18 protein-coding genes are annotated in these 25,016 nt (G+C 72.3%); 9 read left to right on the top strand and 9 right to left on the bottom strand.

Annotated elements, in window-relative coordinates; translation table 11 throughout:
- Positions 1-88: 88 nt before the first annotated feature.
- The gene (locus tag ABZ490_RS42415; RefSeq protein WP_359003032.1) at positions 89-745 is read right to left on the bottom strand and encodes a polysaccharide lyase family 7 protein; all 657 of its coding nucleotides are present in this window, start codon (positions 743-745) and stop codon (positions 89-91) included.
- Between the two features lie 163 nt (positions 746-908).
- Between ABZ490_RS42415 and ABZ490_RS42420 the strand changes: the two genes are divergently transcribed.
- Positions 909-3,203 carry a glycoside hydrolase family 95-like protein gene (locus tag ABZ490_RS42420; RefSeq protein ID WP_359003034.1) on the top strand — a complete coding sequence of 765 codons (2,295 nt, stop codon included), beginning with the start codon at positions 909-911 and terminating at the stop codon, positions 3,201-3,203.
- Between the two features lie 46 nt (positions 3,204-3,249).
- Positions 3,250-5,142: a glycoside hydrolase family 97 catalytic domain-containing protein gene (locus ABZ490_RS42425; RefSeq protein WP_359003036.1), complete on the top strand. Its 1,893-nt coding sequence runs from the start codon at positions 3,250-3,252 to the stop codon at positions 5,140-5,142.
- Positions 5,143-5,266: 124 nt separating this feature from the next.
- Here ABZ490_RS42425 and ABZ490_RS42430 read toward each other — a convergent pair whose 3' ends face one another.
- The 5 genes from ABZ490_RS42430 to ABZ490_RS42450 form a co-directional block, all read right to left on the bottom strand.
- The gene (locus ABZ490_RS42430) at positions 5,267-7,747 is read right to left on the bottom strand and encodes a carbohydrate binding domain-containing protein (protein ID WP_359003038.1); all 2,481 of its coding nucleotides are present in this window, start codon (positions 7,745-7,747) and stop codon (positions 5,267-5,269) included.
- Between the two features lie 101 nt (positions 7,748-7,848).
- Positions 7,849-8,718, bottom strand: coding sequence for a glycoside hydrolase family 43 protein (locus tag ABZ490_RS42435; protein ID WP_359003040.1), 870 nt, complete (start codon positions 8,716-8,718; stop codon positions 7,849-7,851).
- A gap of 83 nt (positions 8,719-8,801) precedes the next feature.
- Entirely contained in the window at positions 8,802-9,713 is a 912-nt protein-coding gene (locus ABZ490_RS42440) for a carbohydrate ABC transporter permease (RefSeq protein WP_359003042.1), read from the bottom strand.
- Positions 9,714-9,745: 32 nt separating this feature from the next.
- Positions 9,746-10,618, bottom strand: a complete 873-nt coding sequence (locus tag ABZ490_RS42445; RefSeq protein ID WP_359003044.1) for a sugar ABC transporter permease — start codon at positions 10,616-10,618, stop codon at positions 9,746-9,748.
- A gap of 1,500 nt (positions 10,619-12,118) precedes the next feature.
- Positions 12,119-13,387: an extracellular solute-binding protein gene (locus ABZ490_RS42450; protein ID WP_359003046.1), complete on the bottom strand. Its 1,269-nt coding sequence runs from the start codon at positions 13,385-13,387 to the stop codon at positions 12,119-12,121.
- A 388-nt stretch (positions 13,388-13,775) separates the two neighbouring features.
- Between ABZ490_RS42450 and ABZ490_RS42455 the strand changes: the two genes are divergently transcribed.
- From ABZ490_RS42455 to ABZ490_RS42485, 7 genes are all read left to right on the top strand, one after another.
- Positions 13,776-14,789: a LacI family DNA-binding transcriptional regulator gene (locus ABZ490_RS42455; RefSeq protein ID WP_359003048.1), complete on the top strand. Its 1,014-nt coding sequence runs from the start codon at positions 13,776-13,778 to the stop codon at positions 14,787-14,789.
- Between the two features lie 225 nt (positions 14,790-15,014).
- Complete coding sequence (locus tag ABZ490_RS42460) at positions 15,015-15,905, top strand: alkaline phosphatase family protein (RefSeq protein ID WP_359003050.1); 891 nt, start codon at positions 15,015-15,017, stop codon at positions 15,903-15,905.
- Between the two features lie 5 nt (positions 15,906-15,910).
- The gene (locus ABZ490_RS42465; protein ID WP_359003052.1) at positions 15,911-17,194 is read left to right on the top strand and encodes an MFS transporter; all 1,284 of its coding nucleotides are present in this window, start codon (positions 15,911-15,913) and stop codon (positions 17,192-17,194) included.
- A gap of 26 nt (positions 17,195-17,220) precedes the next feature.
- The gene (locus tag ABZ490_RS42470; protein WP_359003112.1) at positions 17,221-18,243 is read left to right on the top strand and encodes a TolB-like translocation protein; all 1,023 of its coding nucleotides are present in this window, start codon (positions 17,221-17,223) and stop codon (positions 18,241-18,243) included.
- Positions 18,244-18,345: 102 nt separating this feature from the next.
- Positions 18,346-18,603: an EF-hand domain-containing protein gene (locus tag ABZ490_RS42475; protein WP_359003054.1), complete on the top strand. Its 258-nt coding sequence runs from the start codon at positions 18,346-18,348 to the stop codon at positions 18,601-18,603.
- 169 nt (positions 18,604-18,772) lie between these two features.
- Positions 18,773-20,194: an NAD(P)/FAD-dependent oxidoreductase gene (locus ABZ490_RS42480; RefSeq protein WP_359003056.1), complete on the top strand. Its 1,422-nt coding sequence runs from the start codon at positions 18,773-18,775 to the stop codon at positions 20,192-20,194.
- Positions 20,195-20,328: 134 nt separating this feature from the next.
- Positions 20,329-22,494 (top strand): SpoIIE family protein phosphatase, encoded by a 2,166-nt coding sequence (locus ABZ490_RS42485; RefSeq protein WP_359003057.1) that lies wholly within the window; start codon positions 20,329-20,331, stop codon positions 22,492-22,494.
- 32 nt (positions 22,495-22,526) lie between these two features.
- On the opposite strand, the gene ABZ490_RS42490 is transcribed toward ABZ490_RS42485, so the two are convergent.
- The 3 genes from ABZ490_RS42490 to ABZ490_RS42500 are packed head-to-tail and all read right to left on the bottom strand — an operon-like array spanning position 22,527 to position 24,959.
- Complete coding sequence (locus tag ABZ490_RS42490; protein ID WP_359003059.1) at positions 22,527-23,189, bottom strand: CoA transferase subunit B; 663 nt, start codon at positions 23,187-23,189, stop codon at positions 22,527-22,529.
- A complete protein-coding gene (locus ABZ490_RS42495; protein ID WP_359003061.1) occupies positions 23,186-23,935 on the bottom strand; it encodes a CoA transferase subunit A in 750 nt (249 codons plus the stop codon). The genes ABZ490_RS42490 and ABZ490_RS42495 overlap by 4 nt, the downstream gene beginning before the upstream one ends.
- A gap of 52 nt (positions 23,936-23,987) precedes the next feature.
- On the bottom strand, positions 23,988-24,959 hold the full coding sequence (locus ABZ490_RS42500) for a fumarylacetoacetate hydrolase family protein (RefSeq protein WP_359003063.1): 972 nt from the start codon (positions 24,957-24,959) through the stop codon (positions 23,988-23,990).
- Positions 24,960-25,016 lie beyond the last annotated feature (57 nt).

The following is a 25,016-nucleotide window of genomic DNA, read 5'->3' on the forward strand; positions in this document are numbered from 1 at the left end:
TTTCCGCGGACTCACCCTGGAGAGCGAGAGGAGGCCGGGTCATTACGCCACTCCGGAGAAACGCCACTATGACGTGTGTCACATGGGGTCAGCGCGTCCAGTGGCGGAGGTTGCGGAAGCGGGCCTCGACGCGGCCGGAGCCGTGGTCGTAGACGCCGTTCTTGAAGTAGCGGGTGGCGGGGCCCCGGTCGGCGACGGTGAGGGCGAGGGAGTCGTCGAGGTAGACCTTGATGGTCCCGGTGCCGCTGGTCGCCTGATGGGCGATCTTCACGTTGAACCAGGTGTCGTACGCGTCCGTCCTGAGCACCGTGCCGTCGTAGCGCCGTACGGTGCCGCCGTCGGTGTCGTAGACGTTGAGCATGATGTCGGTGGCAGGGGTGCCCGAGGGGTGGACGCCGCGGAGGATCTGGACGAAGGACGCGCCGTCGGTGCCGGAGGGAAGGTAGACGTCGGCGTCCCACATGCGGTCGCCGGTGGTGTAGTCGACCTGCCAGCGCATCTCGGTGCGCGGGTCGGTGTCGCTGCCTTCCTGGAACGGCTCGTCGGTGGCGTACACCCACATGCGGTGCACTCCGCCGCTGTAGCTGTGCCGCTCGGCGAGGTCGAGGTTCCAGGGCTTGTGCCAGCCGTAGGTGAACGAGGTCTGCGTCCAGCCGTCGGTGGGGGCGGCCGCGGCCGGCGCCGCCGCGACGACCCCGCCGGCGAGCAGCCCGCCGCTCGCCCGTAAGAGGGTTCTCCGGTTCATCGAGGGTTCCTTTCCGTTGTCGGGAGCACGCCAGAAGGCAACCGCAAGACATCGGAGGAGTCAAGACACATGGGCATTGACACGTCGACAGAGGCTGCCTATGTTCCCCGATACACCCGATGAATCGCCCGTGTTGATGCCCCATCAGCTCTGGAGGACGACGATGACCTCGCAGTCGGGGAAGGACTCGGCGGTCCCCCGCCGCACCCTGATCGGCACCGCCCTCGGCGGCGCGGCGGCCGCCGCCCTGCCCGCCCCCGCCCAGGCCGCGCCGGGTGCCGCCGGGCGCCCGTGGCGGCTCCACGACACCATGACCACCGGACGCGCCTGGGCGGAGTTCCTGCGCCACCAGGACCTGCTGTGGACCAGGCTGCCCACCCGCTGGTACGAGGGCCCGTTCCTCGGGGACGGGCTGCTCGGCAGCATGGTCTACCAGGAGCCGGGCGAGAACCGGATCCGCTTCACCGTGCAGCACGGCCGGGTCCAGGACCACCGGCCCGAGTTCGGCAGCGGCTGGGGCACCTGCCGGCTGCCGGTCGGACATCTCACGCTCGCCCCGGTCGGCACCATCACCGCCGTCGACTGGCGGCTGAGCCTGTGGAACGCCGAGCTCACCGGCACGGTCACCACCACGGCCGGCACCCTCACCCTCTCCGCGTTCGTCCACGACGAGGTGCTGGCCGCCCGGGTGACGGCCGACGGCGACGAGCAGGTCCGGTGGACCTTCCACCCCGAGGAAGCCGTCAGCCCCCGCCGGATCAGCGAGGCCCCGCCCGCCGGTTACACCGCCAACCCGCCCTGGACGGTCCGGACCGCAGCCGACGGCACCGAACAGGTGCTCCAGCCCCTCAGCGGCGGCGGCGCGACGGCCACCGCCCACCGCCGCACCGGCGCCGACCTGCTGCTGAGCGTCGGCCACGGCCACCCCTCCGCCACCGCGGCCGAGACCGACTCCCTGCGCAACCTGCGACGCGCCGTCTCCTACGGCCGGCTGAGGCGCCGTCACACCCGCTGGTGGCACGCCTTCTACCCGAAGAGCTTCGTCTCGTTCCCGGACCGGCGACTGCAGAGCTTCCACTGGATCCAGCTCTACAAGGTCGCCTCCGCCAGCCGCGCGGGCGGCCCCGTCATGGCGACCTCCGGCCCCTGGCTGGAGCCCACCCCGTGGCCCGCCGTGTGGTGGAACCTCAATGTGCAGCTGGAGTACTGGCTGATCCACGGCTCCAACCACCCGGAACTCGACGCGCTCGCCACCACCCTGCGGCAGAACCAGGAACAGCTGATCGCCAATGTGCCCGCCGCCTACCGCGCGGACAGCTCGGGCGTCGGCCGCAGCTCCGACATGTTCGCCCGCCGGGAGGTGGGCCGCCCCGGCACCGGCGCCGAGACCGGCGACCTCACCTGGGCGCTGCACAACGTGTGGCTGTCCTACCGGCACTCCATGGACACGTCCCTGCTGCGCGACACGGTCTACCCGGTGCTGCGCCGGGCGATCGCCTACTACCTGCACTTCCTCACCCCGGGCAGCGACGGCAGGCTGCATCTGCCGAGCACCCTCTCCCCCGAGTACCCGGTGGTGCCCCCGCAGGACACCAACTACGACCTCGCCCTGATCCGCTGGGGCTGCCGCACCCTGCTCGACTCCGCCGAACTCCTGGGCATCGACGATCCGTCGGCACCGCGCTGGCGGGAGGTGCTGGCGAGGCTCACGCCGTACCCGGTCGACGACAACGGCTTCATGATCGGCGCCGACACCCCCTACGCGCAGTCCCACCGGCACTACTCGCACCTGCTGATGGTGTACCCGCTGTACCTGGTCAACTGGGACCAGCCGGAGAACCGGGAGCTGATCACCCGGTCGATCGCGCACTGGCACGCGCTGACCGGTGCCCACCGCGGCTACAGCTACACCGGCGCCGCATCGATGTACGCGATGGCCGGCGACGGCGACACCGCGCTCTCCCACCTGCGGAAGTTCTTCGACCCCGGCACCCGCTACCCCTGCCAGGCCAACACCCACTACACCGAGGCCGGTCCGGTGATCGAGACACCGCTGTCGGCCTCGCAGTCGCTGCACGACATGTTCTGCCAGAGCTGGGGCGGCGTGATCCGCGTCTTCCCGGCCGTCCCTTCGGCCTGGGCGGACGTCACCCTGCACGGGTTCCGCACCGAGGGCGCGTTCCTGGTCAGCGCGGTCCGCGAGGCGGGGAGCACCCGGTTCGTGCGGATCAGGAGTCTGGCGGGCGAACCGCTGAAAGTGCGGCACGGCCTCACCGGCCGGCTCACCGTGCTCCTCGACGACGGCAGCCCGGCCCGCACCCATGACCTGGGCGACGGCACGCTCGGCATCGACCTGCCCCGGGGCCGCGAGGTGCTGATCCACTCCGGCGCCCGACCCGACCTGGTCATCGCGCCCGTCGCCGCGTCGGAACCGGGCGCGCCCTGGGGACTGCCGTAACGCCCGTCCGCCCGTCCCCACCCCCCACACCACCGGGAAGGCTCCCATGGCTGTTCCGATCAGAACCGCGGTCGCCGGGCTGTGCGCCGGGCTGTTGGCCGCGCTCCTCATCCACGCCCCCGCGCAGGCCGGGCAGCGGGAGGAAGGCGTGTGGACCGTGTCCTCGGCGGGCGACGCGCCCCGGGCACGGATCTCCCTCGACGACACCACCGGCACACTGAGCCTCTCGGTGTCCCGGGAGGGCCGTACGGTCCTCGAACCGTCGCCGCTCGGCATCGTCGCCGAACAGGCGGACCTGTCCCAGGGGTTGCGCTTCCTGCACGCCAGGAACCGTACGGTGGACGAGCGGTACCGGGCGGTGTCCGGCAAGCGGCTCGACCGCAGGGTGCACATGCGGGAGACCCGGCTGTCCTTCGCCACCGAGGCGGGCGCCCGCCTCGACCTCGTCGTGCGCGCCGCCGCCGACGGCGTGGCGTACCGGTACGTCCTGCCCACCGGGTACGGCGACGTCCTCGGCGAGGCCTCCGCGTTCCGCCTCCCGGCGGACGCGGGTGCCTGGCTGAGCACCTACCGGGTCGACAACGAGGGCCAGTTCGCCGCGTACACCGCCGCGACCGCACCCACCGGTACCTACGCGGACCAGGCGCTGTTCGCCACCCCGGGCGGCTATACGCTGCTCGCCGAATCCGACCTCACCGGCTCCTACTCCGGTGCCCGGCTCGCCCACACCCAGGGCGCCGGCACCTACCGGGTCCAGCTCGCCGACGCGCGGGTGCGCACCGGGGGGCGGCTCGCCACGCCCTGGCGGGCCATGGTCACCGGTGACCTCGCCACCGTCACCCGTTCGACCTTCACCGACGACCTGGCCCCGGCGTCCGCGGTCGCCGACCGCTCCTGGATCCGGCCCGGCACCGTGCTGTGGACCTGGCTGGCCGGCGGACGCACGGCGGGACAGAGCCTCGCGGCGCAGAAGGCGTACGTCGACTACGCCGCCGAGCGGGGCTGGCCCTACGAGGCGGTCGACTCGGGCTGGTACTTCAAGAAGGACGAGTGGGACGTCACCGATCCCGACTGGCAGACCACCAGCTGGATGCCCGAACTCGTCCGCTACGCACGGGAGAAGGGTGTCGGGATCATCGTCTGGATCCACCAGCGCGACCTGGACACACCCGAGGAACGCGCGCGGTGGCTGCCCACGCTGGAGCGGTGGGGCGTCCGGGGGGTCAAGATCGACTTCATGGACTCCGAGGCGCAGTCGATGCTCCGGTGGTACGACACGATCCTCCCGGAGACCGCCGCCCACCACCTCATGGTGGACTTCCACGGCTCCACGATCCCCAAGGGCATCCAGCGCACCTGGCCGCAGGTGATGACGCTGGAGGGGGTCGGCGGCGAGGAGAAGCGCACCAACACCGCCGTCCACCTCACCACCCTGCCCTTCACCCGGAACGTCGTCGGCTCCATGGACTTCACCCCCGGCGCCTTCCAGCGGGTCGGTCTGCGCCCCAACTCCGACGCGGCCGAGGTGGGCCTGACCGTCGCCTACGAATCAGGGCTCCAGATGCTCGCGGGCACCCCCGAGTCGTACGACGAACGCCCCCTCGCCCGTGCCTTCCTGGAGCAGCTCCCGGCCGCCTGGGACGACACCCGGCTGCTCGCCGGAACCCCCGGCCGGGAGGCGGTCCTCGCCCGCCGCAGCGGGAATCGCTGGTTCCTCGGCGGGGTGTACGCGGGCGCCGCGCGCACGGTCGAGGTGCCGCTGGGCATCGGGCGGGGCCGCTGGCTGGTCGAAACGATCGGGGACGGCACCGACGGACTGGTCCGGGACACCCGGGTGCTGCGGGGTGGCGACACCTTGCGCGTGGACGTCCTCGCCAACGGCGGCTTCGCCGCCGTCGCCTGTCCGTTGCGCCCGGGGGTGAGCACCTGCTACCGCTGAGCTCGGACCGCGGCGCAGGCCCGGGTCCCGTGCCCCCGCCCGGGTGACGGTGGACCTCCTTCGAGGAGAACGCCCGTGGGCGGGCCGGATGCGCCGGCCCGCCCACCGTCCTGGGTGCCGAGGGTCAGGGCAGCTTGATCAGGGTGTAGTCGTCGCAGTACGCGGCCGCCGAGCCCGCGTTCTTGTAGCAGTAGACGCCGGCCGAGGTGGTGGACGCGCCCGTGGTGAAGAAGATCGGCTGCTGGGCGTAGGAGGTGGTGGAGGTGCGCAGATACGTTTCCGCGCCGCCGAAGCTCTTCACGCCGACCGCGACCTCCTCACCGGCGGTGGCCGCCTTGGCCCAGCCCGCCAGCAGATAGGTGCCGCTGGACGTCAGACCGCTCACCGTCTGGATCGCGCCGCTGGCACTGGCGCCCGTCTGGAGGGCGTAGGTTCCGGTGCGGGCGTTGGAGGCGACGACGGAGGACGCCGTACCGGTGCTCTGGGCCCAGGGGGTGAGGGCGCCGCTCTCGAAGCCGGGGTTGGTGAGCGCGTTGGTCGCGGAGGACAGGGGTTCCACCGCGAGGTCGTCGCAGTAGCCCGCGCCGCTGCCGCCCGCGTTCTTCCAGCAGTAGATGAGGGCCGAGGTGTTCGAGGAGCCGGTGGTGAACACCACCGCCGCCTGGGTGTACGAGGTGGTGGCGAGGTTGGTGTAGGTCTCGGTGCCGCCGAAGTTCTTCACGCCGACGGCGAGCGTCTCGCCGGCGTTCGCGACCTTCGCCCAACCGGTCAGCAGATAGGTGGTGTTGGGGCTCAGGCCGGTCAGGGTCTGGTTGGCTCCGCTGCCGCTCGCCGCGGTGGTCAGCGCGGAGGTGCCGGTGCGGGCATTGGCTCCGGTGACGGAGGAGGCGTTACCGCTGGCCTGGGTCCACGGGCTCAGGGAACCCGTCTCGAAGCCCGCGTTGGAGACCAGGTTGCCGCCGGTGCCGTTGTAGGCGCCGATGTTGGGGGCGGCCGTGGCGGAGACGGTGTTGCCGAAGGCGTCCTTGCCGCCGTTGGAGGCGATCACCGCACCGGCGCGGACCACGGGCGAGGACGGGTGCACCTGGTAGGCGTTCGCGCCGGTGGAGGAGGAGGAACTGTTGGCGTTGCCCGGGTTGCGGAACTGCGGGTCGGCCGTCACCTTCGCCGCGTCGGTGGGCTCGGAGGAGGGGTGGTTGCCGTAGAAGAGGTTGTGGGAGTAGACGGAGCCGGCGCTGGTCGTGAAGTAGCCGCCGGTGCCGTAGTTGAAGACGGCGTTGTTCTGGAAGGACAGGGTGCCGGTGACGCCGGACCCGCGCCGGGAGTACAGGATCGGGGTGTTCAGGCCGCTCTTGTTGACGTAGACGCTGTTGTTGTAGATGAGCGGGACGGCGGCCGAACTGCCGCTCTGGTTGGGGATGTTGCCCACGAAGTGGAAGACGCCGGTGCCATGGGTGGGGGTGCCGGAGGCGGGGCAGCCGGCGTTGGTGCCGTCGTTCTCGCTGATGTTGTAGCGGATCACCGTGCCGTCGCTGGGCACGGTCGAGGTGGGCTCGTTGGCAATGGTGAACGGCGGCATGACCAGCATGAAGCCACCGAGGTTCTGGTGGCTGTAGTTGTACTGGAACGTGGTGTTGTGGTTGCCCCAGTCCACGTCGTAGCCGGTGCCGTCGGCTCCGTTGACGTGGCAGTACACCTCGTTGTTCTGCACGACCGTGTTGGAGCTGCCGGACATCCAGATGCCGGCGGAGGCGCCGTTGCAGTACTGGCCGGAGGGCGGGCAGGTGCTCTTCGCGCCGCCGTAGCCCGCCTTGTTGCCGTCGATGAGGGCGCCGTCGTTCTTGACGACGAGGATGTCGTCCGCGCCGTCGTAGGTCATCGTGTTGCCGCGGATGACGGTGCCGGTGGTCAGGCCGGTGCCCTGGCCGTCCCCGTCCGGGGTGACCGCGACGGCGATGCGGTCGACGTGGTCGAAGGTGTTGTTCTCGACCACGATGTCGTCCCAGGTGGAGACGGGGGTGGTGTGGTCGGTCTGGACGCCGACGCCCGCGTTGGTGGCGTACCAGCCGCCGCCGTAGCCGGTGATGTCGTGGATGTACATGTCGTGCACCCGGATGTGGTGCAGGATGCCGCCGGAGCTGTTCTCCGTGAGGACGCCGGAGCGGTAGTTCGGGGAGGTGGCCGCGTTGGTCAGCTCCAGGCCGCCGATCTCCCAGTACTGCTGGTTGAGGAGATGGATGACCGGGCCGGTGGCGCCCTGGGCGTCGATGACCGGCTTGGCGCCGGTGCCGTACGCGCCCAGGGTGATGGGGCTGCCGGAGGAACCGGAGCCACCGGGGGTGAGCTGGCCGGTGCAGGTGGTGCCGGCGGCGAACAGGACGCTGTCGCCGGCGGCGAAGGTGGTGCCGTTGACGCCGCTGACCGAGTTCCAGGGGCTGGCCTGGGTGCCGCTGCCGTTGGAGGCGGCCGAGCAGTTCACGTAGTAGGTCGTGCCGGCGGCGAGTGCGGGGTGGGCGGGGAGGAGGAGGGCGCCCGCCAGGGTGGCGAGCAGGGTGAGGACACGGGAGGCTCCGAGGCCCGGGCGGTCCGTTCTGCGACGCTTCATCGCGACGCTCCTTGGTGGGTGAAGGGTTCTCCGCGCCGCGGGACGCGACACGGCTCTTCGGGCACCGGGCGGGGCGGGGGGAACCGGACCCCGCCCGGAGTTCACGCGTCGCCGCGGCGCGCGGGCAGGGCGGCCGGCAGGGGCGTTTCGAGGACGGAGGCGTGCCGCATGCCCGGGGGCAGGGCGAGGGGGACCGGCTCCCAGGCCACGCCGTCCCTGCTGCGGGCCGCTCCGTATCTCCCTTCGAGGAAGTGGTCGAAGATCATGACCATCTCGTCGCCGCGCCGGAAGATCGACGGGCCCTCCACCACGGAGGGGGTGACCGGTCCCACGGAGGAGGTCCACGGCCCGCCGGGGCGGTCGAAGGTGGTCAGATGGATGTCCTTGTGGGCGGTGCCGAGGTCGTTCGTGCCGCGCTCGTCCTTGTACGCCATGAGGAAGCCGCCGCCCTCCAGCTCCCGCACGGTGGCGTCGATGACCGAGTGCCCGGGGTCGAAGAAGACGTCGGGGTCCGTGAACGTACGGAAGTCCTCGGTGGTGCAGTGCCAGATGCGGTGGTTCTGGGTGTGGTGCTCGAAGTCCCGGCCCTCGGCGCTGGTGCCGGCCTCGACGACCGAGGACCAGATGAGGTGGTAGACGCCGGTCGCGGGCTCCAGGAAGAACTCCGGCGCCCAGGCGTTGTGGGCCCCGTCCACGTCGGCCATCACCGGGAGGAGTTCCTGGTCGGACCAGGTGAGCAGGTCGGCGGAGGTGGCGTGCACGATGTACGGACTCGTCCAGCCGTCCGTGGCCAGCAGATGGAACAGCCCGTCGGGGCCCACCCCGATGAACGGGTCGCGCAGTCTGCCGGTGCCGACCGTGCCCCGCAGGACGGGCTGCCCGCCGTTGACGGGCACGAACTCATGGCCGTCGTGGCTGTAGGCCAGGTGCAGCGCCTCTTCGGCGTCGGTGAAGTAGGAGACCACGTACATCGGTGGCGGGTCCTTCCGGTACGTCGGGGCATGGGGGTACCCCCGGACGGTGAGGGTGTGGAGGGGCCGGGTGCGGCGGTCGGCTACTTGACCGCGCCGGCGGACATGCCGGCGACCACCTGGCGCTGGAAGAAGACGAAGAGGAGCAGCAGCGGCAGCACACCGAGGAGGGCGGCCGGGAAGAGGGTCGTCGGCTGCACGGTGTGCGGGTCGATGAACGCGTACGCGTTCACCATGACGGTCCGCTTGCCGGGGTCCTGGAGGAAGACCAGCGGGACCAGCAGGTCGTTCCAGATCTGGAGGGAGACGAAGGTCAGCAGGGTGCTGGTGACCGGCCGCAGCAGCGGCAGGATGATCGTGAAGAACGTGCGGAACGCGCCGCAGCCGTCGAGTGCCGCCGCCTCCTCCAGGTCGGTGGGGACGGAGCGGATGAAGCTGGTGTAGAAGAACACGGCGACCGGGAGGTTGAGGGCCGTGTAGATGAGGACCACGCCCGTGTAGCTGTCCAGCAGGTTCAGGTCGCGCATCAGCAGGTACAGCGGTGCCGCCACCACGAACACCGGGATGGAGGTGCCGAGGATGAACAGCCGGTACACGGCGGTGGACCAGTGCTGGGTGATCCGGGCGAGCGGATAGGCGGCGAGCGAGCCGATCACGGTGATCGCCACGCACGAAAGGCCCGTGATGAGGAGGGTGTTGAGGGTGCTGCGCCCGTAGTGGATCTGGCTGAAGGCCGTGGCGAAGTTCCTCAGGGTCAGCGAGTGCGGGATGCCCAGCGGGGAGCGCGCCACGTCGGCGGCGGTGCGCAGCGAGGTGGCGACCGTGAAGAGGAACGGCAGGACGAACAGCACGGTGGCGAGGCAGAGCACGACGGTGCCTAGGCCGCCGGTCAGCCGGCGCAGCGGGCCGACCGGAGCCGGGCGGGCGGGGGCCGGGTGCTTGACGACGGCGGGCGGCAGGGTCTCGGCCGGCGGCGAGGTGAGGTCAGAGGTCATGGTGGCGGTCCGTCCGCTTCCGTCGGGTTCCATCAGATGCGTCGCTCGCGCAGCCGGAGCAGGGAGGAGGTGGCGCTGGACAGGACGACCACGGTCACGAGGAGGACGACCGACAGCGCGATGCCGTAGGCGAACTTCCCGCCGCCGAAGACGTTCCGGTAGACCAGCAGGGTGAGGGTGTCCGTGGCTCCGGCGGGGCCGCCGTTGGTCAGCACGAGGGGGAACTCGAAGACCTTCAGCGAACCGATCAGGCTGAGCGTCACGTTGACGGTGAGCGCCGGGGCGAGCAGCGGCCATTCGACGCTGAGGAAGCGCCGCCAGCCGCTCGCACCGTCCAGGGCCGCCGCCTCCAGGAGTTCGGCCGGCAGGCTCATGTAGCTGGCGAGGAAGATCGCGCAGGAGTAGCCGGTGAACATCCAGATGTTGACGGCGGCCACCGAGTACAGCGCGGTGGAGGTGTCGCCGAGCCAGACGTGGTTCAGGCCGTGCAGGCCGACCAGGTCGAGGAGGGCGTTGATGCCGCCGGTCGGGGCGAACAGGTACGACCAGATGAAGGCGGCCATCACGGGGGAGATCAGCGCCGGGGTGAGCAGGACGACGTTGAGCACCTTGCGGACCCGGGGGCGGCGGAACAGCATGCTCGCGAAGAGCAGCCCGAGGCCGTTCTGCACGACCACGACGACGACCGCGTAGAGCACGGTGTGCCACAGGGCGGCGGTGACGGCCGCGTCGTCGGCCATCGCCCGGTACTGCTGGGTGCCGACGAAGTGGGCGATCGGGCCGCCGAGGCTGTCGGTCATGCTCAGATAGACGCCGCGGGCCAGCGGATACAGCATGAACACGCCGTAGACGACGATGGCCGGCAGCAGGAAGGCGGCCATGGTGGCGCGCCGACGGTGGAACACGGGGGTCCTCCTCTTACCCGAATCCTCTTTACCCGGGCCGACTTGCCCGGGGCCTTCTTGCCCGGGGCCTTCTTGCCCGGGGGCCTCGGTGCCGGGGCCTTCTTGACCGAGGCCTCGGTGGGGGCCTTCTTGCCCGGAGCCTCGGTGCCCGGGGGCCTCGGTGCCCCGAGCCGCTTGCCCAGGGCCTCTTGCCCAGGGCCTCTTGCCCGGGCTCTCGATGCTCGGGCCTTTTGGCCGGTTCCTCGTGCCCGGAGCCACTAGCCCAGGGCCACTTGCCCGGACCTTCTTGTCCGGGGTCCCGGTGCCCGCAGCGACTAGGCCGGGGCCTCGGTGCCGCGGCCCGTGCCAGGTGCCCGGGACCGCTTGCCCCGAGCCTCGGCGCCGACGCCCGGCGCCCGGCGCCACTTGCCCGGAGCCTCGTGCCCAGGCCGCCTGCCCAAGGCCACTTGCCCGGAGCTTCTTGCCCGGAGCCTCGTGCCCAGGCCGCCTACCCAAGGCCACTTGCCCGGGGTCCCGGCGCCCGCAGCCACTAGGCCGGGGCCTCGGCGCCGGGGCCCGTGCCAGGTGCCCGGGACCACTTGCCCCGAGCCTCGGCACTGGCGCCGGCGCCACTAGCCCGGAGCCTCCGTGCTGGGTCCCGCTTCCCGGAACCTCGGTGCCGGCGCCCGGCGCCCGGCGCCACTGTGCCGGGGCCGCTTACCCAGAGCCTCAGTGCCAGGAGCCCGGTGCCCGCAACCACTAGCCCGGGGTCCCGGAGCCTCGGTGGCGGGTCCCGGGACCACTTGCCCCGAGCCTCGGTGCCGACGCCCGGGGTCCGACGCCCGGCGCCCGGCGCCCGGCGCAACTTGCCCGGAGCCTCAGTGCCGGGGCCCGGGACCACTTGCCCGGAGCCTCGTACCCAGGCCGCTTGCCCAAGGCCACTTGCCCGGGGTCCCGGCGCCCATAGCCCGGAGCCTCCGTGCTGGGTCCCGCTGCCCGAGACCGCTTCCCGGAGCCTCGGTGCCGGGGCCCGGCGCCCGGCGCCACTGTGCCGGGGCCGCTTACCCAGAGCCTCAGTGCCAGGAGGTCGGTGCCCGCAGCCACTAGCCCGGGGTCCCGGAGACTCGGCGCCGACGCCCGGCGCCCGGGACCGCTTGCCCCGAGCCTCGGTGCCGACCCCCGGTTTTCGAGGCCGCTTGCCCCGAGCCTCGGTGCCGACGCCCGGCACCCGGAGCCCGGCACCCGGAGCCACTTGCCCGGAGACTCGGTGTCGGCGCGCCCGGCACCCGGAGCCCGGCGCCCGGAGCCCGGAGCCCGGCGCCACTTGCCCGGAGACTCGGTGTCGGCGCCCGGTGCCCGGCGCTTGCCCTGAGACTCGGTGCCGGGGCCCGAGGTCCAGTGTCCGAGGTCGATTTGTTCTGGGGTTGCGGAAGCGGAACGTCGCACTCTGGTGGAAGAGGCCGTGGCGGGGGTGGTCAGGAGCCGTTCCTCGCGCCCCCGCCACGGCCGGCTGAGGGCGGGTTACTTGGCGGATGCCGCGGTCTGGATGTCCTTGAGGGTCTGCGCGGCGGACGCCTTGCCCAGCAGATAGGCCTGGATCTTGGAGCCGGTAGCCGTCTCGGAGGCCGCGCCGTACCAGGAGTTGGACGGGAGGATCCGGTAACGGCCGTCCTTGAAGGCGTCGGTGAAGGCCGTCGTCTCGGTGCTCTCCGGGGTCAGCCCGCCGATGAAGGGCGACTCCGCGTGCTCGGCCTCGAGGTACTTGGCCAGGTTCTGGTTCTGCGACCAGAACTTGACGTACTCACGCGCCGCGTCACCCTGCTGGGACTGGGAGTTGACGGCCCACATGGTGCCGGAGAAGAGCATGCCGTTGGGCTTGGTGCCGGCGGCGCCGCCCGGCCAGGGCGCGAAGGAGACGGGGAACCCGGCCTTCTTGACGTTGGAGACCTGCCAGGCGCCCTGGTACCAGAAGGCGCTCTTGCCGGCGCTGAAGTCCTGCGGGCCCTGGGCCCATTCGTCGACGCCGAGCTCGTTCTTCCAGCTGACGTACCCCTTGTCCTCCAGGGTCTTCAGCTGCTCCAGCGACTCCTGCCAGTCGGGGTCGAAGGAGGCATCGCCGGCCAGGAAGTCGGCGTCCCACTTCTTGTTCTTGTCGTAGACGAGGGTCGATCCGGCGGCCTGGAACACGGAGCTGCCGGTCCAGGCGGACTTGTCGGGGAGCGCGATCGGGGTGATGCCGGCCTTCTTGACCTTGGCGAGGTCGGCGAGGAACGTCGGCCAGTCGGCGGGGACTTCGGTGATGCCCGCCTTCTTCAGCAGGTCCATGTTGGCGTACAGGCCGATGCCGATCAGCTCCATCGGCATCGCGAGGGTCTTGCCGTCGGTCTGCGCGAACGGCTTGGCGTCCGGGGCTATCCGGCTCGCCCACGACTCCCCGGACAGATCGGCGAGGTAGCCGGAGGCACCCCACTTCTTCATCTTGTCCGTGTCGACCATGATGACGTCGCCGGCCTTGCCGCCCAGCAGTTCGGGCTGGAGCTTCTGGACGTAGGTGTCGTTCGCGGTGATGTACTCGAAGTCGATCTTGATCTTCGGGTTGGCCTTCTCGAACGCCTTGTTGATCTCGGCGACGTTCGCCGGCTCCGCCCCACCACCCTTCCATGCCTGCACATGGAGGGTCACCGTGCCGTCGGCGGAGGCGCCGGACGAGTCACCGCCGCACGCGGCCAGCGACATCGCCAGGGCGGCGACCGTGGTGGCGACCGCGAGACATCTCCCAGAGCGCTTCATTGCATACCTCACCCATCGTCGGTACGGACCGACTTGTCATGTCTGAAGGGGGTTGTGGAGCGTTCCGTCCGCACCGGGTGGGGTCGACCCGAGATGCGGCGAACGTTACGTGCCGATGGCCGGGAACTGTAACGCAAAACTTAGGCGACATCTATACGTAACTTTCCGTGGCCGCCCGGCCCGGGAGCCGTAGCCCCGACCGGCCGGGCGTGCCCCACGAAATGACGACACATGCCCTGTTCGCAGGGCCGAACCGGGCCACCATCAGGCCCTTCATTGACGACCCCTGCAACTTATCGTTAAAGTTTCCAGGGATATGCGGCGCGGGCGAGACGACACAGGCTCTAAAGTCTTCGCGTGCCGGGCGGCCCAGGCAGAAGGAGTGCGAGTGGCAGGGCGGGTGACCATCGCGCAGGTGGCCGAGGAGGCCGGTGTCTCCGCGATGACCGTGTCCAACGTCATGAACGGCAAGCCGGGCGCCTCCGAGGAGACCCGGCGCCGGGTCCTGGAGGTGGCCGCGCGGCTCGGCTACCGGCCGAACGTCTCGGCCCGCAACCTCAAGGCCGGCCGCAGTGGGCTCATCGGTCTCATCGCCCTGGACCTGACCAGTCAGTACGGGCTGGAGATCCTGCGCGGTGTCGCCGACGAGCTGGCCGACGCGGAGCAGGAACTGCTGGTGAACGCCTCGTACCACGACGCGGCTCGGGAGAAGGACCGGATCGAGTTCCTGGGCCGCGGCCTCGTCGACGGCGTCCTGCTGATCGCGCCCGTCCTGGAGAACGACACGGTCGAGCTGCTGCGCCGGCAGAAGCTGCCGTGCGTCATCATCGACCCGCGCCGCCTGGACGTGCCGCTGCCCCGGCTGAGCGTGGACAACTACCACGGGATGCGCCAGGGCACCCAGCACCTGATCGACCTGGGGCACACCAGGATCGGCTACCTCCGCGGCGAGGAGGACCTGGAGAGCACCTCCATCCGCTTCCAGGGCTTCGAGGACGCGATGCGGCTCGCGGGACTGAAGGTCGAGGAGCAGCTGGTCGCCTCCTGCGACTTCTCCTACGCCAGCGGCTTCCGCGCCGCCTCCCGGCTGATCGCCGAACACCGCCCCACGGCCATCGTCGCCGGGGCCGACCTGATGGCCCTGGGCGCCGTCGACGCCGCGCGGGCCCGTGGGCTCACCGTGCCCTCCGACTTCTCCGTCGTCGGCTTCGACGATCTGCCGCAGGCGGCGCAGAGCTTCCCCGGTCTGACCACCGTGCGCCAGCCGCTGCACGACATGGGCCAGAAGGCGGCCCGTGCGCTGCTCTCGCTGATCGAGGGCCAGCGGCTGCTCATGGAGCACATGGAGGTCGGCACCCAGCTCGTGATCCGCAACTCGACGGCACCGCCGCGCCACGGCTGACCCGCCCGCTCCGGGCCCCGGAGCGTAGGCTGAAGAGGTCGGGCAGTCCTCCGCGACGCGGCCCGCCCCCCCCTTGATTTTGCTGTGCATTACCTATGACTGACCCGACCTTTGCCTGCCGGGGTCCGCCGTTCGTCTGGCCTTCACGCGGGGCAGGCACGGGGCCCCTAGGGTTGCGGCGCCGCTCCCCCCGAACGTCCGTCGCTTCTGTCCCGGAGGACAGTCATGGCCGCCGTCAAGGCTCCCCAGCGCAACCGACGTCCCCTCGCCGCACTCGCCGGCGCCGTCGCCCTCACCGCCGCCTCGATCGGTGTCTGGGCCACCACGGCCACCACCGCCCAGGCCGCGGCGCTCCCGGCCCCCGACCATGTGGTGGTCGTGGTCATGGAGAACCACGCCTACTCGCAGGTCATCGGCAGCTCCAGCGCCCCCTACCTCAACAACACGATCAAGGCGGGCGGGGCGAACCTCACCCAGTCCTACGGTCTGACCCACCCCAGCGAGCCGAACTACTACATGCTCTTCTCGGGCTCCAACCAGGGCCGCACCGACGACAGTTGCGTCTCCGTGGGCTCGCTCTCCGCCCCGAACCTGGCGTCCGAGCTGATCGCCGCGGGCAAGACCTGGGCGAGCTACAACGAGTCGCTGCCGAGCCAGGGGTCGACGACCTGCAGCAGCGGCAGGTACGCGCAGAAGCACAACCCGTGGTTCGGGTTCTCCAACGTGCCGACCAGCACCGCGAAGACCTTCGCGCAGTTCCCGACGGACTACACGACCCTGCCGAAGGTGTCCTTCGTCGTGCCGAACCTGTGCAGCGACATGCACGACTGCTCGGTCTCCACCGGCGACACCTGGATCCAGAACAACCTGGGCGCGTACGCCACCTGGGCCAAGACCCACAACAGCGTCCTCGCCGTGACCTTCGACGAGGACAACAAGCTCTCCGGCAACCGCATCCCCACCCTGTTCTACGGGGAGCACGTGACCGCCGGCAGCTCCAGCGCCACCACCTACAACCACTACAACGTGCTGCGCACGATCGAGGACCTGGCCGGGCTGTCCGCGCACGCGGGCAACGCCGCCTCGGCCTCCGACATCACCGGCATCTGGAACTGACGCCGGTGTACCTCGCGGACTCCCGCGGCACCGGGCCCGCCGTCGCCCAGGACATCCGTCCCGGGCGGCGGCCGGCCGCCGTACCGTCCACCGTGCTGGCCCTCGGCGCGGTCAGTCTGATCACGGACGTCTCCTCCGAGATGGTCACCGCCGTCCTGCCGCTCTACGTCGTCGCGGGCCTCGGTCTGTCGCCGCTCGGCTTCGGGCTCCTCGACGGGATCAACAACGGGGTCGGGGCGCTCGTACGGCTGGCGGGCGGGCATCTGGCCGACCGAGGGGGCCGCCGGCACAAGGCGGTCGCGGGCCTCGGCTACGGTCTGTCGGCGCTGTGCAAGCCGCTGCTGCTGTTCGCCCACACCCTGCCGGTGATCAGTGGTGTGCTCGCGGCCGACCGCACCGGCAAGGGGCTGCGCACCGCGCCCCGGGACGCGATGATCTCGCTGGCCACCGAGCCCGAGCGGCGGGGGCGCGCCTTCGGGGTGCACCGGGCCATGGACACCACCGGCGCGCTGCTCGGCCCCCTCGTCGCCTTCGCCGTACTGCGCGCCACCGTCGACGGCTACGACGCGGTGTTCGCCGTCAGCGGCTGTGTGGCCGCGCTCGGGGTCCTGGTGCTGGTGCTGTTCGTGCCCGCCCGCATCACCCCCGCGGGTGCCGTACGACCGCCCGCGACGGCGCGGCCGACGCTGCCGGAGGCGTTCGCGCTGCTGCGCCGCCCCGCGCTGCGCCGGCTGACCGGGTGCGCGGCGCTGCTCGGTCTGACCACGGTCAGCGACTCCTTCCTCTATCTGCTGCTCCAGCGCGAAGGACGGCTGCCCGCCGATCTGTTCCCGCTGCTGCCGCTGGGCACCGCCGCCGCCTTCCTGCTGCTCGCCGTCCCGCTCGGGGCGCTCGCCGACCGGGTCGACCGCCGCCGGCTCTTCCTCGCCGGTCACGGGGCCCTGCTGCTCGGCTACGCCCTGGTGCTCTCCCCGTGGCGGGGCGTCCCGGCCGTGATCGCCGTGCTCGTCCTGCACGGCACCTTCTACGCCGCCACCGACGGGGTCCTCGCCGCCGCCACCGCCGGTGCCGTCCCGGACCGGCACCAGGGCGCGGGGCAGGCCCTGGTGGGCACCGGTCAGGCGCTGGCCCGGTTCACCTGCTCGCTGGCCTTCGGCGCGGCCTGGACCCTGTGGGGCGGGCGGACCGCGCTGGCGGCCACCGCCTGCGCCCTGGCCGTCAGCGCGCTGGTCGCCGCGTACGTCCTGCGTCCCGCCGCGTTCGTATCCGACGAGGTGATGTCCGCATGACCGGGACCGACGTGACCGGGACCGGCATGACCAGGGCCCGCCGGCTGGTGATCCTGCTGGTGGCGGTCCTGCTGCTGGGCAGCGTGGGGGCCGGGGCGGTGCTGTACGCGGCGCACCGGTCGGGCATGCGCGACGAGCAGCAGGCCGACGGTCCGACCGTGCGGGCCGGCAGCGTCTCGCTGCGGCCGACGTCCGGCCGCCGGCTGCTGGTGCGCAACCTGGCCTGGGGGCCGCACCGCGACGAGATCGCCACCGTACCCGCCGACGATCCGCAGGGGCCGCGCACCGTGTCGGGCGTCAAGTGCCTGCGCTTCCACGCGGCGGCGGGCACCGGCATCTGCCTCCAGGCCGTGCACGGGGCGCTGCGGGACACCTACCGGGCGGTGGTGCTCGACGCGCGTCTGCACGAGCTGCGCCACTTCGCGGTGCCGGGCATCCCCACCCGGACCCGGGTCTCCCCCTCCGGGCATCTGGTCGCCTGGACGGTCTTCGTGAGCGGAGACTCGTACGCCGGTACGAACTTCTCCACCCGCACGGCGATCGTCGACACCCGCACCTGGACGGTCGACGACAATCTGGAGACCTTCCGCATCGTCGAGGACGGGCACGTCCTCCACGCGGCCGACACCAACATCTGGGGCGTCACCTTCGCCGACGACCACCGCTTCTACGCCACGCTGGCGACCGGCGGGAAGACGTATCTGGTCCGGGGTGATGTCACGGCCCGCACGCTGACCACCGTGCACGGCAACGTCGAATGCCCGTCCCTGTCGCCCGACGGGACCAGGATCGCGTACAAGAAGCGGGTGAAGGGGGCCTCGCCGGACGCGCCCTGGCGGCTGTACGTGCTCGATCTGCGGACCATGAAGGAGACCCCGACCGCCGAGAGCCGCACCATCGACGACCAGGCGCTGTGGGCCGACGACGACACGCTCGTCTACGCCCTCCCCGGCGACTACGGCTCCGACCTGTGGACCGTGCCCGCGGACGGCGGCGGCAGGGCCCGCCGGCTGATGGACTCCGCCGTCGCCCCGGCCTACCTGGGATGACCGCGTTCTCGGCGGGGCCTGATGGAACCGGAGTGGTGAAACGGGCGTTTTCCCCTGTGAACGGGGTGGACCCGCCGGCCGATCCAGAGGAACGAGGGCGACGTGACGAGTGACAAGGCCCGAAGACTGTTCGAGGCGCTCGACCTCGACCAGGACGGGACCCTGACCCGGGCCGAGGTGATCACCGCCCTGCGGACCAGGGGGCCGTCGCTCGCCGCGTCGGGGGTGCTGCCGCTCTGGGGCCTGGGGGACGCCGACGCCTCCTCCGCCCTGTTCGACGCGGCCGACCAGAACGGGGACGCGGTGCTGACCCTGGAGGAGTTCGCGGCGGTCGTGGACCGGCGCTTCGGCTGGAACTGAACCCCGGGACGGCCGTCAGCCGTTGGCGAAGCCGGACCGCCGGTCGTCCGGGCGGCACGCCAGGCAGGCGTGGAGTCGGGCCGTTCCGCGCATCGCGCCGTACGGGCCGGGCCCCTAGTGTCGGAATCCGGGGACGCGGCAGGCGACACGCCCTCGGCGGAGGAGGCGTATGAGCACGGCCGTCGTGGTGGGCAGCGGCCCGAACGGTCTCGCGGCCGCCGTGTACCTCGCCCGGGAAGGCGTGGAGGTCACCGTGCTGGAGGCCGCCGGCACCCTCGGCGGCGGCACCCGCACCAGCGAGCTGACCCCGGGCCTGCTGCACGACCACTGCTCCGCGATCCACCCCATGGCCGTCGGCTCGCCGTTCCTGCGCGGGCTCGACCTCGGCCGCCACGGACTGACCTGGTGCCTGCCGGACATCGACTGCGTGCATCCGCTGGACTCCGGCGCGGCCGGGGTCCTGCACCGGTCGGTGGAGGAGACCGCCGCAGGTCTCGGCGAAGGGGACGGGCGGCGGTGGCGGCGGACGTTCGGGCCGCTCACGGAGGCCTTCGACGACCTCGCCGAGGACCTCATGCGGCCGCTCACCCGGCTGCCGGACCATCCGCTGCGCCTGGCCGGGTTCGGGCCGCGGGCCCTGCTGCCCGCCGCCGCGGTGGCCCGGCTGTGGCGGACGGAGACCGCCCGCGCGCTCTTCGCCGGGGTGGCCGCGCACGCGTTCCGCCCCTTCCACCGGCCGGCCAGCGCCGCGGTCGGTCTGACGATCATCGCCGCCGGACACCGTCACGGCTGGCCCGTGGCGGCGGGCGGCTCCCGGGCGATCACCGACGCGCTCGCCGCCCGGCTCACGGAGCTGGGCGGCCGGACCGAGACGGGGGTGCGGGTGCGCTCCCGGGCCGATCTGCCCCCGGCCGACCTGGTCCTGTTCGACCTCGCGCCGCGCGCGGTCGCCGACGTCCTCGGCGATCTGCTGCCCGCGCGGGTGGCCCGGGCGTACCGCCGCTACCGCCACGGCCCCGGCGCCTTCAAGGTCGACTTCGCGGTCCAGGAGGGCGTGCCCTGGACCAGTGAGGCCGCCCGCCGGGCCGGCACCGTCCACCTCGGCGGCGGCTACGCCGAGGTCGCGGCGGGCGAACGCGCGCTCCAGGCCGGGCGGCTGCCCGAGCGGCCCTTCGTCCTCGTCGGCCAGCAGTACCTGGCCGACCCGAGCCGTTCGCGGGGCGACGTCCACCCGGTCTGGACGTACGCGCACGTCCCGCACGGCTACGCCGGTGACGCCACGGAAGCCGTCGTCGCGCAGATCGAGCGGTTCGCCCCCGGATTCCGCGAGCGGATCCTCGACCGCTCCGTCCGCACCCCGGCCGGCTTCGAGGCGTACAACCCGAACTACGTCGGCGGTGACGTCGTCGCCGGGGCGAACACCGCCCTCCAGCTCGTGCTGCGCCCCCGTGCCGCGCTCGACCCCTACAGCACCGGGGTGCCCGGCATGTACATCTGCTCCGCGGCGACCCCGCCGGGGGCCGGCGCGCACGGCATGTGCGGGGCCAACGCGGCGGAGTCGGCGCTGCGCGCACTCCGCCGCAGGTCCTGACGCGATCCAGGAAGGGGCCGGTCTCTCACCCCGCACGGGGCCGGTCGGCCGCCACGGGCGCGGGCGCGGGGGGCACGTACTCCGGGTTAGTGTGGAGATCAACCGATTCGCCGGACATGCGAGGTGGTCTGCGCATGCACAGGCTCCGTACGACAGGAGCCGGGACGGCCGCCGCCGAGCGGGCGGCGCCGGCGGGGACCGGATGGCCGGCACCGGGGGACGAGGAGACGGAGACACTCACGCGGACGCTGCACCTGGCCCTCCGGCAGGCGACGACCTGTCTGGGCGGCCTCGGTTCCCTGCTGCACCGCCGCGATCCCGGCACCGGGAGGCTGAGCCTGACGGCGAGCGACGGGCTGCCCGCGGCGGGCGTCGCGGCCTGGGCGGAGCTGGACGAGGAGCGGGACCCGGCGCCGGTACGGGCCGTGCGGGACGGCGCCTTCGCGTGGGTGCCCGGGGACGCCCTGGGCATCGGGGCGGACGGCACGGCGGCGGTGCCGCTGCTCGGCCCCGACGGGCCGGTCGGGGTGCTGTCCGTGCTCACGGCGGGGCCCGGCGAGCCGGACGGGACACAGCGGTCGTTCCTGCGCGCGGTGGCGGCCTGGGCCGGGGCGCACCTGGTGAACGCGCCCGGCGTGCCGGCCGGGTCCGAGCGGACCGTGCGCATGAACGAGCTGACCGTCGCGCTCGCCGAGGCCGTCACCTCGCAGGACGTCGTCCGGACCGTCGCCCGGCACGTCGTGCCCCCGTTCGGCGCCGACGGACTGCTGGTCGACGTGCTGGAGAGCGGCCGGGTGCACGTGGTGGACTCCGCCGGTTACCCGGACTCCTTCCTCCGGCTGCTCAACGGGATGCCGTACGCCGAGCATCCCGTGATCACCGACATGCTGCGGACCCACACCCCGCTGTTCTTCGAGTCGCCCGAGGAGTTCCTGCGGGCGTATCCGATCCTCCGGGAGATGGTCGAGGCGTCCCCGATGCATTCCTGGGCGTTCCTGCCGATGGTCGCCTCCGGGCGCAACATCGGCGGCCTCACCCTGTCCTTCCACCGGCGGCGCTCCTTCAGCGACGAGGAGCGCACGCTGCTCACCACGCTGAGCGGCCTGGTCGGCCAGGCGCTGGAGCGGGCCCGGCTCTACGACGCGGAGCACACCCGGGCCCAGGAACTCCAGCGCGGGCTGCTGCCCAGGACACTCCCCCGGCTGCCGGCCGTGAGCGCCGCCGCCCGCTATCTGCCCGCGGGCCGGGGCGAGAGCGTGGGCGGGGACTGGTACGACCTGATCCCGCTGTCCGCCAACCGGGCCGCCATCGTGATCGGCGACGTCATGGGGCACGGCATCAGCGAGGCCGCCACCATGGGCCGGCTGCGCACCGCGGTGCGCACCCTCGCCGACCTGGACATGGCCCCGGACGAGCTGCTCGGGCATCTCAACGACGTGGTCAGCGAACTCGGCGACGACTTCTACGCGACCTGTCTGTACGCCGTGTTCGACCCGGTCACCCGGCTGTGCTCGTTCTCGCTGGCCGGTCACCCCCCGCCGGTCGTCGTGCACCCCGACGGCACTGTTCACTTCCCCGAGCTGGCCGGCGATCCGCCGCTCGGTGCCGCCGATCCGCCCTTCGAGATCCATGAGCTGCGGCTGCCCGAGGACTGTCTGCTGGTCCTGTGGACCGACGGCCTCGTGGAGTCCCCCGGCCGGGACTTCGACGAGGGGCTGGACCAGCTCAAGCGGGTCCTGGCCGACGCGGCGGCCGCTGACCCCCGGTTCCGTCCGGGGCGCCCGGAGCACGGCGCACCGCGACTGGACGACCTGTGCGATCTGGTCACCTCGGCACTGCTGCCCGACCGCGACCGGACCACCGACGACGCGGCCCTCCTCATCGCCCACACCCATGGCACGTCGGCCGAGGACATCGCCGCCTTCGACCTCCCCTACGATCCCCGGGCGGCAGGCCAGGCCCGCGCGCACATCCGGGGACAGCTCGCCGCCTGGGGCCTGGACGACCTCGTCGTCAGCACCGAACTCCTGGTCAGCGAACTCGTGGGCAACGCCGTGCGGCACGCCCGGGGCCCCCTCGGGCTGCGTCTGCTGCGCTCCCGCTCGCTGATCTGCGAGGTCTACGACGGCAGCCTGACCACCCCGCGCATCCGCCGCACCACGTACACCGACGAGGGCGGCCGCGGTCTGCAGCTCGTCTCCGCGCTCTCCCGGCGCTGGGGGGCGCGCTATCTCCGGGACGGCAAGTGCATCTGGACCGAGCAGGAGCTGGAGGAGAACCCGGCCGAGCGGAGCGGATAGCGGAGGCCGGGGCGGGTGGCGGCCCGTCGTCGTCAGCAGGCGGCGGCGGTCGCGTCGGTCAGCAGCGGCGCGGCCGTCCGCGCCGTGATCTCCTCGTACGTCACCCCCGGCGCGGTCTCGACCAGGGCGAGGCCCGCCGGGGTGATGTCGAGGACGCCGAGGTCGGTGATGACGCGGTGGACGCAGCGCTCGCCGGTGAGGGGGAGCGTGCACTCCTCGACGATCTTCGGGGTGCCGTCCTTTGCGGTGTGTTCCATGAGGACGACGACCCGCCGGGCGCCGTGCACCAGGTCCATCGCCCCGCCCATGCCCTTGACCGTCTTCCCGGGGATCATCCAGTTGGCGAGGTCGCCGTGCGCCGACACCTGCATGGCGCCGAGCACGGCGGTGTCGATGTGGCCGCCCCGGATCATGCCGAAGGACAGGGCGGAGTCGAAGAAGGAGGCCCCGGGCAGGACGGTGACGGTCTCCTTGCCGGCGTTGATGAGATCGGGGTCGACCTCGTCCTCGGCCGGGTAGGGGCCGGTGCCCAGGATGCCGTTCTCGGAGTGCAGGACGACCTGGACGCCGGGCGGGAGGTGCCCGGGGATCAGGGTGGGCAGGCCGATGCCGAGGTTGACGTAGGTGCCGTCGGCGAGTTCGGCGGCGGCGCGGGCGGCCATCTGGTCACGGGTCCAGCCCGGGGATGCACTCATGCGCGAACCGTCCTCTTCTCCATCTGCTTGTCGGCGGCCTGGGCGGCCGTCAGCCGTACGACGCGTTGGACGAAGATCCCCGGCAGCTGGACGTCCTCGGGGCGCAGCTCGTCCGGCTCCACCAGTTCCTCGACCTCGGCGACGGTGATCCGGCCGGCCATGGCGGCGAGGGGGTTGAAGTTGGCGGCGGCCCTGCGGAAGACGAGGTTGCCGTGGCGGTCGCCGCGCCGGGCCCGGACGAGGGCGAAGTCGGTGGTGATGCCGTGCTCCAGGACGTACGGGCGGCCGTGGAAGTCGCGGGTCTCCTTGGCCGGGGAGGCGAGGGCGACCGAGCCGTCGGCGGCGTACCGCCAGGGCAGCCCGCCCCGGGCGACCTGGGTGCCCACGCCCGCCGGGGTGTAGAAGGCGGGGATGCCGGCGCCGCCCGCCCGCAGCCGCTCGGCGAGCGTGCCCTGCGGGACCAGCTCCACCTCCAGTTCGCCGGAGAGGTACTGGCGGGCGAACTCCTTGTTCTCGCCGACGTAACTGCCCGTCACCCGGGTGATCCGGCCGTCGGCGAGCAGGACGCCGCGGCCGTCCACGCCGCAGTTGTTCGACACGACCCGCAGGCCGCTCGTGCCGCGGGCGTGCAGGGCCCGGACGAGCACCTCGGGGACGCCGCTGAGGCCGAAGCCGCCGACGGCCAGGGACGCTCCGTCGGGGATGTCGGCGACCGCCTCGGCGGCGCTCGCGCAGACCTTGTTCATGTGCCGGTCCTCTCCAGCGGGACGGCGGCCGCGCCGTCGTGCCTCGTGCCGCTCACGGCCGTTCCCGGGTGCGGCGGCGGGCGGACGGCAGCGGTCGCGGCTCCACGCCCACGACGACGGTGTTGGAGACGGTGCCGACGCCCTCGACGGTGAGCGTCACGGTGTCGCCGGGCACGAGCGGCGGCGGGTCCTGCCGGCCGCGGACGCCCCACAGCTCGGCGAGGCAGCCGCCGTTGCCGCAGGTGCCCGAGCCGAGGACGTCACCGGGGCGCACCCAGGTGCCGCGTGAGGCGTAGGCGACCATCTCCTCGAAGGTCCAGCTCATGTGGGACAGCAGGTCCGTGCCGACGGTCTCGCCGTTGACGGCGGCGGTCAGGGCGAGCCGCAGGAAGCCCTCGGCGTCCCGGTACGGCTCCAGCTCGTCGGCGGTGACCAGGTACGGCCCGAGGGTGGTCGCGGTGTCCTTGCCCTTGCAGGGGCCGAGGCGGACCTGCATCTCGCGGGACTGGAGATCGCGCGCGGACCAGTCGTTGAAGACCGTGTAGCCGAGGATGTGGTCGCGGGCCTCGGCGGGGGTGAGGTCGCGTCCGGCGCGGCCGACGACGGCGGCGACCTCCAGTTCGAAGTCGAGCACGGCGCTGCCCGGCGGGACCGGGACGTCGTCGTGGGCGCCGATCATCGCGTAGGGGTTGGTGAAGTAGAAGGTCGGGGCGTCGTACCAGGCGTCGGGCACTCCCCCGGCGCCGTCCACGGAGCGCCGTACGCCCTCGACGTGCTCCTCGAAGGTGACGAAGTCCCGCACCGTGGGCGGCTCCAGCGGGGGCAGCAGCCGCACCTCGGAGACATGCGGGCCCGCGGGTGCGCCGAGGGCGGCGGCGCCGGCGCGGAGCAGCGCGTCGAGACCGTCACCGGAGCCGATCAGTGCGGTGAGCGACGGTGTGCCGGGCACCGGGAAGAGGGTCCCGTCCTCCGCGACGACGGCGGCCCGGCGCTGGTGCCGGTGTTCATAGGTGGCGAAACGCATGGACGGCTCCGGGGTGGTTTCCTTGGCGTCGCCCCATCTCACGCCACCCCGCCCGAT

Source organism: Streptomyces sp. NPDC005811, from assembly GCF_040630405.1.
Lineage (GTDB): Bacteria > Actinomycetota > Actinomycetes > Streptomycetales > Streptomycetaceae > Streptomyces.